Annotated in this window: 15 protein-coding genes; 8 read left to right on the top strand and 7 right to left on the bottom strand. The window is 63.1% G+C overall.

The features are described 5' to 3' along the window. Window positions 1-160: 160 nt before the first annotated feature. Together NCS02_RS15420 and NCS02_RS15415 are read right to left on the bottom strand one after the other, a co-directional pair. Window positions 161-832 carry a hypothetical protein gene (locus NCS02_RS15420; protein WP_033536103.1) on the bottom strand — a complete coding sequence of 224 codons (672 nt, stop codon included), beginning with the start codon at window positions 830-832 and terminating at the stop codon, window positions 161-163. A gap of 234 nt (window positions 833-1,066) precedes the next feature. Then, the gene (locus NCS02_RS15415; protein ID WP_008353864.1) at window positions 1,067-2,362 is read right to left on the bottom strand and encodes an MFS family transporter; all 1,296 of its coding nucleotides are present in this window, start codon (window positions 2,360-2,362) and stop codon (window positions 1,067-1,069) included. A 380-nt stretch (window positions 2,363-2,742) separates the two neighbouring features. Between NCS02_RS15415 and NCS02_RS15410 the strand changes: the two genes are divergently transcribed. Further along, window positions 2,743-3,765, top strand: coding sequence for a DUF2891 domain-containing protein (locus NCS02_RS15410; RefSeq protein WP_250502753.1), 1,023 nt, complete (start codon window positions 2,743-2,745; stop codon window positions 3,763-3,765). Window positions 3,766-3,771: 6 nt separating this feature from the next. Here NCS02_RS15410 and NCS02_RS15405 read toward each other — a convergent pair whose 3' ends face one another. Then, window positions 3,772-4,092, bottom strand: coding sequence for a YnfA family protein (locus tag NCS02_RS15405; protein WP_008353867.1), 321 nt, complete (start codon window positions 4,090-4,092; stop codon window positions 3,772-3,774). 150 nt (window positions 4,093-4,242) lie between these two features. Here NCS02_RS15405 and NCS02_RS15400 point away from each other — a divergent pair, with 150 nt between their 5' ends. Continuing rightward, window positions 4,243-5,535, top strand: coding sequence for an MATE family efflux transporter (locus tag NCS02_RS15400; RefSeq protein ID WP_250502763.1), 1,293 nt, complete (start codon window positions 4,243-4,245; stop codon window positions 5,533-5,535). Between the two features lie 216 nt (window positions 5,536-5,751). On the opposite strand, the gene NCS02_RS15395 is transcribed toward NCS02_RS15400, so the two are convergent. Beyond that, window positions 5,752-6,744: an alpha/beta fold hydrolase gene (locus NCS02_RS15395; RefSeq protein ID WP_250502752.1), complete on the bottom strand. Its 993-nt coding sequence runs from the start codon at window positions 6,742-6,744 to the stop codon at window positions 5,752-5,754. Window positions 6,745-6,923: 179 nt separating this feature from the next. Here NCS02_RS15395 and NCS02_RS15390 point away from each other — a divergent pair, with 179 nt between their 5' ends. Genes NCS02_RS15390 through NCS02_RS15380 form a run of 3 tightly spaced genes read left to right on the top strand, consistent with a single transcriptional unit; the run spans window position 6,924 to window position 8,489 of the window. Continuing rightward, window positions 6,924-7,682 (top strand): DNA/RNA non-specific endonuclease, encoded by a 759-nt coding sequence (locus tag NCS02_RS15390; protein WP_250435541.1) that lies wholly within the window; start codon window positions 6,924-6,926, stop codon window positions 7,680-7,682. After that, window positions 7,675-7,935, top strand: a complete 261-nt coding sequence (locus NCS02_RS15385) for a hypothetical protein (RefSeq protein ID WP_033536088.1) — start codon at window positions 7,675-7,677, stop codon at window positions 7,933-7,935. The genes NCS02_RS15390 and NCS02_RS15385 overlap by 8 nt, the downstream gene beginning before the upstream one ends. A gap of 38 nt (window positions 7,936-7,973) precedes the next feature. Continuing rightward, window positions 7,974-8,489 (top strand): methylated-DNA--[protein]-cysteine S-methyltransferase, encoded by a 516-nt coding sequence (locus tag NCS02_RS15380; RefSeq protein WP_250502751.1) that lies wholly within the window; start codon window positions 7,974-7,976, stop codon window positions 8,487-8,489. An 85-nt stretch (window positions 8,490-8,574) separates the two neighbouring features. Here the strand turns inward: NCS02_RS15380 and NCS02_RS15375 are convergent, their stop codons facing one another. The 3 genes from NCS02_RS15375 to NCS02_RS15365 form a co-directional block, all read right to left on the bottom strand. After that, window positions 8,575-9,267 (bottom strand): OmpA family protein, encoded by a 693-nt coding sequence (locus tag NCS02_RS15375; RefSeq protein ID WP_008353884.1) that lies wholly within the window; start codon window positions 9,265-9,267, stop codon window positions 8,575-8,577. Between the two features lie 213 nt (window positions 9,268-9,480). Further along, the gene (locus tag NCS02_RS15370) at window positions 9,481-10,101 is read right to left on the bottom strand and encodes a DUF2968 domain-containing protein (RefSeq protein ID WP_250440438.1); all 621 of its coding nucleotides are present in this window, start codon (window positions 10,099-10,101) and stop codon (window positions 9,481-9,483) included. 112 nt (window positions 10,102-10,213) lie between these two features. Next, entirely contained in the window at window positions 10,214-10,645 is a 432-nt protein-coding gene (locus NCS02_RS15365; protein WP_175983075.1) for a hypothetical protein, read from the bottom strand. Window positions 10,646-10,892: 247 nt separating this feature from the next. On the opposite strand from NCS02_RS15365, the gene NCS02_RS15360 reads away from it, so the two are divergent. The 3 genes from NCS02_RS15360 (at window position 10,893) to NCS02_RS15350 (ending at window position 13,100) form a co-directional block, all read left to right on the top strand. Continuing rightward, window positions 10,893-12,407 (top strand): ATPase domain-containing protein, encoded by a 1,515-nt coding sequence (locus NCS02_RS15360; RefSeq protein WP_008353887.1) that lies wholly within the window; start codon window positions 10,893-10,895, stop codon window positions 12,405-12,407. Then, window positions 12,404-12,760 (top strand): response regulator, encoded by a 357-nt coding sequence (locus NCS02_RS15355; RefSeq protein WP_008353888.1) that lies wholly within the window; start codon window positions 12,404-12,406, stop codon window positions 12,758-12,760. Before NCS02_RS15360 ends, NCS02_RS15355 begins: the two co-directional genes overlap by 4 nt. Window positions 12,761-12,845: 85 nt before the next feature. Further along, window positions 12,846-13,100 carry a CsbD family protein gene (locus NCS02_RS15350; protein ID WP_008353889.1) on the top strand — a complete coding sequence of 85 codons (255 nt, stop codon included), beginning with the start codon at window positions 12,846-12,848 and terminating at the stop codon, window positions 13,098-13,100. Window positions 13,101-13,128 lie beyond the last annotated feature (28 nt).

The following is a 13,128-nucleotide window of genomic DNA, read 5'->3' as shown; positions in this document are numbered from 1 at the left end:
GCCAGCCGGGATGAACGTTCGAAGCAGGAACAACCGAAGAAGGAAACCGAAGAGGATTTGCTCGACGAGGCGCTGGAAGAGACCTTCCCCGCAAGCGATCCGATCGCGGTGCATCCGGAGCCGGAATCGCCTGAAGACCGGAAAACAAGTAGTCGTTCGGTTATTCGCCCGAGTCGGGCTCATCCGGACTCGAGAGCAGCACCACGAGCTTCTCGACGTGCTGATGTAACAGCTTGACGTGCTTGTCGATCTGTTCGAGACGCCCGGTCAGATCGGCCTTCGCCGACTCGCTCATGCGATCGGACGCGATGAGTTCATCGACCTTCGGCTGCATCGATTCGACCTGCAGCAAGCCGAGCTGGCGCTCCAGGCGGCGTAAGTCCTGCGACAGCAGCTCGCGATTCTTCCGAAAAACCAGATCGCGGCGGTTGGCTTCGGCCTGTTGCTGGGCCTGATCGGCGACACGGCGCGTCGCTTCGGTCTGGGAAAGCAGCGGTTCCGGGCCGCGCAACACGGAACGCTTCGGCGCGGGATGGGCCGTGCCGCGGAACACGGCCATCGGCGTTTCCTCGTCGATCGCGCGCAGGACGTCGGGCGGAATCTCGTCCAGCGTGCGGCGCTCGTCCATCCAGTGCGGCGGCAGGCCGGTCACGAGCTCGATGCCGCGTACGAATTCCTCGTTGAAATCGCGCTGACCGCCGACGATCAGCTTCATGAACGTCGGCGAGAAGTTCATCATGCGCGCGAGGCGGCCAGCGCCGCCCGGCGAGCCGACCAGGACATTGAGGTTGGCTCGCCAGACTATGAACAGCGTTTCGTCGAAATCTTCCATGAACAGGCTCCAGGCAGTCCGACGCGCCCGAACGTGCACATCGGATTTGCGCGCGGCGGCGCTGCGCGCATGCGTATCCGGTTCCCGCGCTTTCCGATCAACATCGTGCACCGTGGCCGGTGCGTCGTCTACATACCGCATAAAACACCATACTACCTTCATCGGCAAGCCGGGCGGACAACGGCGTCCGCGCCGATGCGGGCGTGCGACACGACGCGCACGCCGCCGGCCGGCTTACGGTTCGTTGCGCAGATACCCTTCCTTGCTCGGATCGAGCATGCGCCAGGAGACGATGAGCGAAATGGCGCACATCGCCGTGACATACCAGAAGAACGTCGATTCGCTGCCCGCCGATTTCAGCCACAGCGCCACATACTCCGCCGAGCCGCCGAACACCGCGTTGGCGACCGCGTACGACAGGCCGACGCCCAGCGCGCGCACTTCCGGCGGGAACATTTCCGCCTTGATGAGACCGCTGATCGACGTGTAGAAGCTCACGATCGCGAGCGCGATCACGACCAGCACGAACGCCATGACCGGGCTCGTCACCGTGGAGAGCGCGTGCAGCAGCGGCACCGTGCAAATGGTCGCGAGCGCGCCGAAGCAAAGCATCGAGGCGCGGCGGCCAATGCGGTCCGACAGCGCGCCGAACAGCGGCTGCAGCAGCATGTAGACGAAGAGCGCGGCGGTCATCACGTTGCTGGCGGTCTTCGCGTGCATGCCCGCCGTGTTGACCAGATACTTCTGCATGTAGGTCGTGAACGTGTAGAAGATGAGCGAGCCGCCCGCCGTGAAGCCGACGACTGTCATGAACGCGGCCTTGTGCTGCATCAGGCCGGCGAGCGTGCCCGCTTCCTTGCGATCGCGCGTCTCGGCGGTCGACGTTTCGTCGAGCGAACGGCGCAGGTACAGCGAGATCAGCGCCGCGCACGCGCCGATGAAAAACGGAATGCGCCAGCCCCACGCCTTCAGCTCTTCCGTCGACAGGAACAGTTGCAGGATCACGAGCACGAGCAGCGCGGCGAGCTGGCCGCCGATCAGCGTCACGTACTGGAACGACGCGAAGAAGCCGCGCCGGCCGCGCAGCGCGACTTCACTCATGTACGTCGCGCTGGTGCCGTATTCGCCGCCCACCGACAAGCCCTGGAACAGGCGCGCGATCAGCAGCAGGAACGGCGCCCACGCGCCGATCGACGCGTACGTCGGCAGGAAGGTGATGACGAGCGAGCCGCCGCACATCATCAGGACGGAGATCATCATCGCGTTGCGGCGGCCGTGCTTGTCGGCGATGCGGCCGAAGAGCCACCCGCCGATCGGGCGCATCAGGAAGCCCGCCGCGAACACGCCCGCCGTGTTCAGCAACTGAACCGTCGGATTGCCGCCGGGAAAGAACGCCGCCGAAAAGTACAGCGCGAGGAACGAGTAGATATAGAAGTCGAACCATTCGACGAGGTTGCCCGACGAGGCGCCGACGATGGCGAAAACGCGGCGCCGGGTGTCCTCTGCGGTGTAAGCGGGAAGGTCGGTCATGTTGTTTCTGATCTCTTGGTCACTGTCTGGATGGCGTATGTCGGGGTTTCATCCCCGATCCGGGCGCTCTTGGCGGCGTTCGGGCGCAAGTTTATACGCGGTTTCGCAACCGGCGCGCGATCGTGGCGCGCGAAACACGGCCGGACGGAGTAGGAAAATTCGCGCAAGGACGCGCCCGCATCGCGTTCACCGATGACCGCCCCAACCGCTCAGGCTTGCCGCAAAAGCATTTGCCGCCCTTGCGACGGCATCGTTCAACGCTTTCGACATAAATCGTCTTTGCCTCGATCGTTCGTACTAGGTAATTACCCTGATTAAAGATTTTGACGATTATTTATCGATAAAGTCTCGGGATCACGATTCACATCGACGAGGACTGCATGAGTCAGCATCAACCGATCATTCTCGACGCCGCGCTCGCGTCGACATTCGCGCAAGTCGCGCTCGGCCACCTGACGCGCGAATATCCCAACAAGCTCGATCACGTCATGGCAAGCGTTGCCGACGTGCAAAGCCCGCGCGCGCTGCATCCGATTTTCTACGGCAGCTTCGACTGGCATTCGTGCGTGCACGGTTACTGGCTGATCGCTCGGCTGATCGACCGCTTTCCGGATCTGCCGGACGCGCCGCGCATTCGCGCCGTGATCGACGAGCATGTCACCGAGGCTAACGTCGCCGCTGAAGTCGCTTATCTGCAGCGTCCCGCCGCGCGCGGCTTCGAGCGGCCTTATGGCTGGGCGTGGCTGCTCGCGCTCGCAGGCCAGCTGCGCTCGATGCGTTCCGACGACGGCGCGCGCTGGGCCCGCACGCTCCAGCCGCTCGCGGACGCATTCGTCGCACGCTTCGAGGAATTCCTGCCGAAATCGACGTATCCGCTTCGCGTCGGCACGCACTTCAACATGGCGTTCGCCTTGACGCTTTCGATCGGTTACGCGCGCGTCGCGCAGAACGCCGATTTTGAGCATCTGCTGAAGGAAACCGCCCTGCGCTGGTTCGAGAAGGACGAAGGCTGTCAGGCGTGGGAACCGGCGGGCGACGAGTTCCTGTCGCCGTCGCTGATGGAAGCCGTGCTGATGCGTCATGTGCTGCCGGGCGAGCGCTTCGTCGGCTGGTTCGACCGGTTTCTGCCGCGCATCGCCGAGCGAGAACCCGCGACGCTCTTCGCGCCGGCCACCGTCACCGATCGCAGCGACGGCAAGCTCGCGCATCTCGACGGCCTGAACCTCTCGCGCGCGTGGTGTCAGCGCACGATCGCACGCGCGCTGCCGGCGGGCGATGCGCGTATCGCCGTGCTCGAGACGGCGGCGCACGAACATCTGGCGTCGGGCATTGCGCATGTCGCGGGCGATTACATGGGCGAGCACTGGCTCGCGACGTTCGCGCTGCTGGCGCTGGAAGCCTGAGCGGTTCTAGACGCGCGGCTGGAACGCGATCACGCCCATGCCGATGAGCGCGATCGCCGCGCCCGCGACATCCCACGCCGTCGGCCGGATGCGCTCGACGGCCCATAGCCACGCGATCGCCACGCCGATATACACGCCGCCATACGCCGCGTAGACGCGCCCCGCCGCCGCGGCGTGCAGCGTGAGCAGCCACGCGAACAGCGCGAGCGACAGCGCGCCGGGCACGACGAGCCACGGCGAGCCGCCCTCCTTGAGCCATCGATGAGGGAAATAGCAGCCGGCGATCTCGGCGATGGCGGTGACGACATAGAGCGCGAACGTTTTCATGAGGCGCATTATCGGCGTTCGCGAGACGTTGCGTGGTCCGCGTCCGCTGCGGACAATGACGCCCTTGCTCGAAACTTCAGGCCGCCGACCTTGCAGACCGATTCAACCGATGCCGCCGCGCTGCCCGTGCACTGGCACAAGCGCGTGCTGATGCTGGCCTTTCCCATCGTTCTCGCGAATCTCACGCAGCCGATTCTCGGCGCCGTCGACACGGCTGTCGCCGGGCATCTCGACGGGCCGCAGTATCTCGGCGGCGTCGCGCTCGGCGGGCTCGTCTTCAGCTTCGTGTTCTGGGGCTTCGGCTTTCTGCGCATGGGTACGACGGGACTCGTGGCGCAGGCGTTCGGCGCGCGTGACGACGACGCCTTGCGCAAGAGCGTGCTGCGCGCGTTGCTGCTCGGACTCGCGATCGGCGCGGCGGTGCTGGTGCTGCAAGTGCCGATCATTCGTTACGCGCTCGTCGCGCTGGGCGGCAGCGCCGCCGTGCAGGACACCGCGAGCGCGTACTGTCACGCGCGCATCTGGGCCGCGCCGTTCGCGCTCGGCAATTACGTCGTGTTGGGTTATCTGCTCGGCTGCCAGCGCGTGAGGCTCGCGCTCGTCACGCAGATCTTCATCAATCTGGTGAACATCATCGCGGTGCTGCTTTTCGTGTATCGCTTCGATTGGGGCATCGCGGGCATCGGCGCGGCAACGGCGTTCGCGGATTTCTGCGGCTTTGCGCTCGGACTCGCGATTCTTTGGCATCTGCGTCCGCGCGGCCTCCCGCCGCTCGTCCCGCGCTCGCTCTTCGACGCGCACGCGTTGAGGCGGGTCGTCGCGATCAACCGCGACATCTTCATCCGCACGATCTGCCTGCTCGGTTCGTATGGCTGGTTCGCGCATCTCGGCGCGCGTCAGGGGGATGCGATCCTCGCCGCGAACGCCGTCCTGCTGAACTTCCAGACCTTCATGTCCTTCGGTCTCGACGGCTTCGCGCACGCGGCCGAAGCGCTCGTCGGCGCGGCGGCGGGCGCGCGCGACCGGTACGCGTTCCGTCAGGCCGTGAAGGTGACGATGTTCTGGTCGGCAATCGGCGCGGCGGGCTTTTCCATCGTCTTCTGGTTTAGCGGCGAATGGATCATCGGCAAGCTCACGGATCAGGCGGTCGTGAAGGCGGCGGCGGTGCGCTATCTGCCGTGGGCGTCGGTTCTGCCGCTCGCGTCGGTCGCGGGCTTTCAGCTCGACGGCGTGTTCATCGGCGCGACGCGCACGCACGAGTTGATGAAGGCGATGGCCGTCTCGCTTGCTGTCTTTCTGCTTGCTGCGTGGGCGCTCGCGGGATCGCTCGGGAATCACGGGCTGTGGCTGGCGCTCACTGTTTTCATGGTGGCGAGAGGTATTACGTTGGCGATTCAGGTGCCGGCGATCGAGCGGGCTTCGTGTGCGACTTTGGGAAGGTGAGGTATGGTGCGTCGGGTTCCAGCGCGGATGGCAAGTCTGCCCTCGCTTCGTCCAACGATTTTCTTGGAGGTCGGCACAGTCAGCATCGACAAGAGAAGACCTGCAAATAACGTGCGCCAGATAATGGCCGCCCTGCGTCGGCGTGGCACGATCATGGTCACGTTGAGCGAAATCGCAATGCAGAACAGCCAACGAAACTTTGCGAGCGAATCGAAGCTATTGCCCCGCCAGCCCCTCCAGCAGCGCCTTATGAAACGCGGCCGGATCCTGCATCTGCGGCGCGTGCCCAAGCGCCGGAAACTCGACCAGCTTCGCGCCTTCGATACGCTCCTTCGCCAGCTTCGCGAGATCCGGATATCGCCCGAGCATCGGCCGAATCTCCGGCGGCGCGAAGTCCTTGCCGATCGCGGTCGTATCCTTGTCGCCGATAAGCAATAGCGTCGGCGTCTTCAACTGATCGAATTCGTAGACGACGGGCTGCGTGTAAATCATGTCGTACAGCAACGCCGAGTTCCACGCGACGATGTCCTTGCCCGGTCCGCGATACATGCCCGCCAGCATCTGCACCCACGGTTCGTAGTCGTCGCGCCACTGGCCCGAGTAGTACGTGCTCGTCTCATAGCGGCGGATGCCGTCGGCGCTCGTCTTGAGCTCGCGCGCATACCAGTCGTCGATGGAAATCGACGGCACGCCCTTCGCCTTCCAGTCTTCGAGCCCGATCGGATTCACGAGCACGAGCTGCTCCGTCTCGCGCGGATACATGAGCGCGTAGCGCACCGCGAGCATGCCGCCCGTCGAATGCGCGATGAGCGTCGCCTTCGACACGCCGAGCGCGGTCAGCAGCGCATGCGTGTTGCGGGCAAGTTGCTGGAAACTGTATTGATAGCGCGCGGGCTTCGTCGATTTGCAAAAGCCGATCTGATCCGGCGCGATCACGCGATAGCCCGCATCGCTCAAGGTCTGGATCGTCTGCTTCCACGTCGCCGAACAAAAATTCTTGCCGTGCAGAAGTACCGCGGTGCGTCCATTCGGATGCGCCGGATGCACATCCATATACGCCATGCGCACGACCTGGCGCTGCGACGTAAGCGCGAAGCGCGCGACCGGATACGGATAGTCGAAGCCCTGCAACTCGGGGCCGTATGCGGGGCCGTCATTGCCGGCCGCTTGCGTGGCTTCGTCGGCATGTGCTTGTAAAGCGAAGGACATCGCGAGACACAACATCAAGGATCGAAGGACGGACGGCTTGCTGCGCGCTGGTTTCATTTTTTGATCTGAAGATGACGTCGGCCGACGCATTCTAGCGCGGCTGAATTTCGCACGCGCCCGTATGCTGTATTCAGCGCTTATACTTTGCGACCCCGATCGTCGTCAGGATCATTCCAAGCATGCAATTCCGCATCAAGGCATTCGCCGCCGCGCTCCTCGCATTCGCGTGCATCAGCGCATCCGCGAGCGACTGTCCGCAGTTCAGCCCGAACGGCCGCGCGCCGGTCGTCGTCAATTCGAAGATGCGCGCGTCGACGCAGGAAGTCTGCTATTCCGACTTCGCGCTGCTGCACTCCGGCATCACGAAAGGGCCGCTGTGGTCGGCGGAACATCTGACCGCGAGCAGTGTCGACCAGGCGAAGAACAACACGCGCACGAATCGCTTCTTCGTCGACAAACGTCTGCCGCCCGACGAGGCCGCGCAACTGTCCGACTACAAGAGGAGCGGTTACGACCGCGGCCACATGAGTCCCGCGGGCGATCGCGCAAGCAAGAAAGGCATGGCCGAATCGTTCTCGCTCGCGAACATCGTCCCGCAGGATCCGTCGAACAACCGGCGCATCTGGTCGCGCATCGAGCAAGCGGTGCGCAGGCTCACGGAGGAATCGGGCGAAGCGTATGTCGTCACCGGGCCGCTCTTCTCGGGACGTCAGTTGCAGACGATCGGCGAATCGCGCGTGTTCGTGCCCACGCAACTGTATAAAGTAGTCTATTTGCCGCAGCGTCAGATCGCGTTCGCGGTCGTGATCGAAAATACGCCGACGAACACGTACACGATGAAAACCGTGCACGAACTGGAAGCGATGAGCGGACTCGCGTTTCCCGGCATCCCGGACGGACTGAAGGACAAGCGAATTGGAGGATTGCGCGGTGTTTAAGCCATTTGCAAACGATACGGATGTGATGAACATCGCGGGCGACGCGATCAACATCGAGAACGGCGTGAAGCGCCTCACGATCAGCGGCAATTTGACGATCGCCCGCGACAAGGCCGGACTCGCGAACGCGCTGGCGCTTCAGAAGGCGATCGGTGCGATCGTCGAAGCGTTGCAAAGCGATGCGTCGCTGCCCGCGAAGCTGCCCGACGAGCCGGATGCGCCGTCAGGCACCGCCGATAATCCGTTCATCTGAAGCGGCCGTCGCCGAAGACAGCCGCGCGGAGAATCGAAGTGATCGAATGCCATGTCGGCCCGAGCCCGCTCGGGCACATTTTGTATCGCGCCGAAGACGAATGTCTGACGGGTCTCTTCTTCATCGGACAGAAGTATTTTCCCGATAGTCTGCACGCGCCGACGCTGTCGGAGACAGCGCCGAGATCCCGCGTGATTGCCGATGCGCGCGAGCAGGTCGGCGAATACTTCGCGGGTACGCGTCGGAAGTTTTCGATTGCGGTGCAGTTTCGCGGAACACCCTTTCAGCGACAAGTCTGGGACGCGCTTTGCCAGATCCCTTTCGGCGACGCGTGGACGTACAGCGATCTCGCGCGCCGGCTCGGCTTGCCCGCGGGCGCATCGCGGGCCGTCGGCGGCGCGAACGGACGCAATCCGGTCGCGATCATCGTGCCGTGTCATCGCGTGATCGGCGTCGACGGGGAATTGACCGGCTATGCGGGCGGCGTCGAACGCAAACGCCATTTGCTCACGCTGGAGGGCGGTCCGGGGCGCGAACAACTCGCGCTCTTCTGAAGCAGCGCACAGTCGGCGACAAAACAAAAACCCCCGCGAACCATCGGTTCGCGGGGGTTTTTTTTCGACATCGTCCGATGATGAATTACGGCGTAAGCATCACTTCCACACGACGATTTTCCGCACGCCCGACGCTCGTTGCGTTCGACGCAATCGGATTGGCCTTGCCGAAACCCTTCATCGCGAAGTTCTCGGCGCTCAGGCCATGTCCCTTCAGGTAGTCGAGCACGGCCTGCGCGCGACGCTGGGACAGACCGAGGTTGTAGGCATCCGGGCCCATCGAATCCGTGTAGCCCTCGACCGTGACGGACGCGAAATTCGCACCCTTCGAGTCGGCGACGAGCTTATCCAGAATGCTCCTGGCCTTCGGCGTCAACGCGGCGCTGTCGAAGGCGAAGTTCGTCTTTTCGTCGAGCGAAATCTTGCGCGGCACGACAGCCGGGGCCTTCGCTGGCGCCGGTTCCGGCGTTGCAACGACCGGCTGAGGCGGCGTCACGCAGTTGAAGATTACGTTGCGCGGATCGCTCGGCGTCTTCGTTCCGGCGAGCGTCTGAAGCACGTTCACCTTTTGATCGCCGCACATCTTTTGAGCCGCGGTCATGCAGGCGCTGCCGTTTTCGAACAGACCGTAGCATTCGGCGCGAAAAGCCTTCTGGCCATCCGACGTTTGAATTTCGCTGATATTGAAGGCCGGTCCCGACGTGGACGAACAGCCCGCAAGTACGGCAGCGGCGATAAGACTAACAGCAAGGGTTTTCGTGAGCATCTTGGTGGTCATGCAAGTCAATTTCAAAGTGCGAGCCGCTGAGCGCGCACCTCGATTCCGGGCCGGGGAACAACCCAAAGGTGACGTGAAAAATGATGGATCGATTTCGGGTGCGCCAAACGTTCGATAAGCAATCCGAAAGCTGCGCGATTGTAGCGTGACAATTCGTGCGATTTAAGCGGACAACTCCCAAATACAAGGCCGGCGGCACTCGTATCGAAAGCCCTATTTGGACGGGACCGGAAGGTCGCCGTCGGATTGCTTCTGAAGCTCCTGCACGCGGATCTGCAGCGCGCGAAGTTGCGCCTGCGCCGCTGCCTGCTCCGTGCGAAGTTCGCGGATCGCATTCTGCTGCTCCACTTGATAACTCGTCACCTGATTTTGCTGCGCGCGTGCAATATCGAGATCGGCTTGCAGCCGGTTCGCGCGCGCCTGCTGGGCGGCGATCTGCCGGTCCGCATATGCCTTCTCCGCTTCGAGCTTGATGCGCTTTATTTCCGCATCGGCGAGCGTGTTCGACGTCTTGGCGAAATCCGCATAGACCGTTTCGGCCCGCGCGTCATTTTGCGTTTTGAACACGCGCCAGATATTGCTTTGCTGAAACAGCGCGGCGTAATAGATCATCTCGTCGGGATAATACGAGAGACTCGCGCCATAACTGCCATTCAACGTCCTGCGTAACGCCGTGATTTTCCCGGCGGCAAGCAGATTCTCGAGTTCCGCGACATCGCCATTGCTCGCAATAGCCGCTTCGGGCCTCATCGGCGATGAATCAGCGGCCCGCGCCAACGGACCGGACAAACCGGCGGCAATCAGCACGATTTCCGCAATTACCCAGCGCTTCATTGCGATTTTCCGTAACGGCAACGCGCGTCGCCCGGAAAGAATTATGGCGCGGCAAGGCAATCGATTCCAGACGACTCAATACTTCATTCGAACGCCGTTAATCCGTGCGTCTTTAAATGGTCGATGTGCGCTTGAAACTTACTTGCGACAAACGCGGCTCGCTCAGGTTGCGGATCGTTTCGACCGGCATGAAGATGCGCGAATCGGACGGCTCCACGGACATGCGCGAAAAAATATGGCGGTCGCCGTGGAAAACGAAAGGCGCGGCCGAGAGAATGCGCGCGTCGGGCAGGCTTTCGGTGGCGTGCGGCGCGGCGGCCGAAGCTGTCGCGGCAAAAAGAACAAAAAAGCTGGCGGCGAGCGCAAGAGCGCCCGGAATCGAGTGCGAACGGTGCATGGCGAGATGAAGGCAATGAAGGCGCGCGAGCGCCGGAGTGAAGCGGCGGGAGAAAACACGGCGCCCCTGTAAGACGTTCGTCATTTCATCACCCGCTGCTCCGAGTGCCCATGAGACAGTTCTCAAAGAATTCCTGTTGGCGGGCAATCGCTCCCATCCGCAAAACGCTCGGGCGCAGAAAATGCGTGCATGATGCATTCGCCCGCGCGCGGCCCCGGCGGGCTCGCTTCAAAAGGCCGCAGCGACGACGCAAAGGCGCGTGGCCGCCCAAAACCGCGCACGCAAAGGCGCGACGGCGGGCATGAGCGGTATGGCTTCCAGCACGGCTTGCCAATAGTCAGCCATAATTCGCCTTCTCAAAAAAGCCGGTACGCCGAGTAAAAAAGAAAATCCCATGAACCAAGACGACAAGCACTCCACCGCTCAACCCCGGCAACACGCGGCCAACGACGGCAACGTGACGACGGGCGTCGCGGGCCTGGATGACATCCTGGGCGGCGGGTTCGTCGAGGGCGGCCTGTATCTGATCGAAGGCATGGCGGGCGCGGGCAAGACGATTCTTTCATCGCAGATCGGCTTTCATCGCGTCGCGCAGGGCGACATGGTCCTGTACATCACGCTGATCGCCGAATCGCACACCAAGCTTTTGTCTCATCTTCGCGGACTGTCGTTCTACAACGCCGACGCCATCTCCGACCGGATGCTCTTCGTCTCCGGTTATCACGAACTGATGCGCGACGGCCTGTCCGGCTTTCTCGCGCTGATTGCGGCGACGATCAAGACGAGCCGGCCGCGTTTCATGGTCATCGACGGCTTTCGCAGCGCGCGCGAATTCAGCTCGACGGAACTCGAACTCTCGCAGTTCATCCACGAGCTTTCGGCGTTCGTGAGCGCCGCGCGCTGCACGACGCTGATCCTCGCGCCGCTTTCGGGCAACGAGCCGCATCCGGAGCACACGCTCGTCGACGGGCTCATCGAACTGAACCGCTACAACACCGGCATGCGGCGTGCCCGCGAAATCGAAGTCCACAAGCTGCGCGCCCGCGATCATCTGCTCGGCAAGCACTTCTTCAAGATCACGGAGAACGGTCTCGTGACCTTTCCGCGCATCGAGGCGTCGCCCGCGAACGATGACGGCGCGCCGGACTTCAAGAACAAGTTGAGCTTCGGCTTTCCCGATTTCGACCAGATGCTCGGCGGCGGCATCGTGCGCGGCTCGACGACGACGCTCGTCGGGCCATCGGGCATCGGCAAGACGCTGCTGTCGCTCAAGTTCCTGCAGGCGGGCGTCGAACGCGGCGAGCGCTGCGTCTACTTCGGCCTCTACGAATCGCCCGAGCGGCTTCTCGCCAAAGCGTTGTCGGTCGGCATCGATCTCGCGCCGGCCGTGCAGGACGGACGTCTCGCGATCCGCTGGCATCCGGCTGTCGAACTCGCAATCGACGAGCTCGCCGTCGAACTGATGACCGCGGTGCGGAACACGAATGCGTCGCGGCTCGTGGTCGACGGCATCGACGGCTTTTTTCAGTCCGCGAACCGCACGGAGCGTTTCGGCCTCTTCCTCAACGCGCTCACGCACCGTCTGCGCGACGCGGGCGTGACGACGCTGCTCACCGAGGAAATGCCGCTCTACGGCGATTCGGTGCAGCCCACGACGTTGCGCGCGTCCGCGATGACCGAGAACATCGTGCTCATGCGTTATGTCGAGGCGAATTCCTCGCTGTATCGCATGGTGTCGATCGTCAAGCAGCGCGAAGGCCCGCACGATTCGGCGATCCGCCGTCTCACGATCGACTCGCGCGGCCTGCATATCAGCGAAGGCTTCATTGGCTCGACGGGTATCTTGTCCGGACACCCGTCGATCGCCGCGCCCGCGCTGTCTGTGTCGGACCCCGGCGCGCGCGCATGAAGAAGATCCTCGTCGTCGACGATGAATTCGACATTCTGACCACGTGGCGCCTCGTGCTCGAAATGGAGGGCTACGAAGTTTCGACCGCGTCCAACGGACGGACCGCGCTCGACGCGGCGCGCTCGAATCCGCCCGCGCTCGTCATCACCGACTGGATGATGCCGCACATGGACGGCGTCGAACTGATCCGTCAACTGGCCGCGAGCGACGCCCTCGCACGCGTGCCGGTGATCCTCATGAGCGCGGCGGCGCATGCGCCGGCGCTCGAGCATCCGCATGCGCAGTTTCGCCGCAAGCCGCTTTCTATCGACGATTTGATCGACGCCGTGAAGGGACTGATCGGTTCGGCCTGAATTGGCCCGGGCACGCTGCGTGCTGCTGATGAGCGTTCCGGCGAATCCGGATTTACGAGAAACCGCTCAACCGAAGGGAGGCACCATGGTGCAGGATCAAGTGGAAGGCGCGGCACAGAAGGTCGTCGGCAAAGTGCAGGACGCAGTCGGCGCACTGACGGGCGATGAAGGCACGCAAGCCGAAGGCAAGGTGCGGCAGGCTTACGGCAACTTGCAGCAAAGTTATGGTCAGACCGTCGACAACGTGCGTCTCGCGGTCGCGAGCCAGCCGATTCAGGGCGTGCTGATCGCGGCGGCCGTCGGCTTCGTGCTCGGCGCGTTGTGGAATCGCGATCGCTGATGTGTCTCGGGCATCGCGATGCAAAGCC

The sequence above is a fragment of the Caballeronia sp. NCF2 genome, assembly GCF_023631205.1.
Taxonomy (GTDB): Bacteria; Pseudomonadota; Gammaproteobacteria; order Burkholderiales; family Burkholderiaceae; genus Caballeronia; species Caballeronia zhejiangensis.
The sequence above is the reverse complement of the archived record's forward strand: the minus strand, read 5'-3'. Positions and strand labels throughout refer to the sequence as shown.

Coding starts and splice junctions, on each gene's coding strand:
- NCS02_RS15395 (WP_250502752.1), bottom strand. CDS start 6,744: ATGTCCTTCGCTTTACAAGCACATGCCGACGAAGCCACGCAAGCGGCC.
- NCS02_RS15360 (WP_008353887.1), top strand. CDS start 10,893: ATGAACCAAGACGACAAGCACTCCACCGCTCAACCCCGGCAACACGCG.
- NCS02_RS15350 (WP_008353889.1), top strand. CDS start 12,846: ATGGTGCAGGATCAAGTGGAAGGCGCGGCACAGAAGGTCGTCGGCAAA.
- NCS02_RS15420 (WP_033536103.1), bottom strand. CDS start 832: ATGGAAGATTTCGACGAAACGCTGTTCATAGTCTGGCGAGCCAACCTC.
- NCS02_RS15375 (WP_008353884.1), bottom strand. CDS start 9,267: ATGACCACCAAGATGCTCACGAAAACCCTTGCTGTTAGTCTTATCGCC.
- NCS02_RS15355 (WP_008353888.1), top strand. CDS start 12,404: ATGAAGAAGATCCTCGTCGTCGACGATGAATTCGACATTCTGACCACG.
- NCS02_RS15405 (WP_008353867.1), bottom strand. CDS start 4,092: ATGAAAACGTTCGCGCTCTATGTCGTCACCGCCATCGCCGAGATCGCC.
- NCS02_RS15400 (WP_250502763.1), top strand. CDS start 4,243: ATGCTGGCCTTTCCCATCGTTCTCGCGAATCTCACGCAGCCGATTCTC.
- NCS02_RS15390 (WP_250435541.1), top strand. CDS start 6,924: ATGCAATTCCGCATCAAGGCATTCGCCGCCGCGCTCCTCGCATTCGCG.
- NCS02_RS15415 (WP_008353864.1), bottom strand. CDS start 2,362: ATGACCGACCTTCCCGCTTACACCGCAGAGGACACCCGGCGCCGCGTT.
- NCS02_RS15410 (WP_250502753.1), top strand. CDS start 2,743: ATGAGTCAGCATCAACCGATCATTCTCGACGCCGCGCTCGCGTCGACA.
- NCS02_RS15370 (WP_250440438.1), bottom strand. CDS start 10,101: ATGAAGCGCTGGGTAATTGCGGAAATCGTGCTGATTGCCGCCGGTTTG.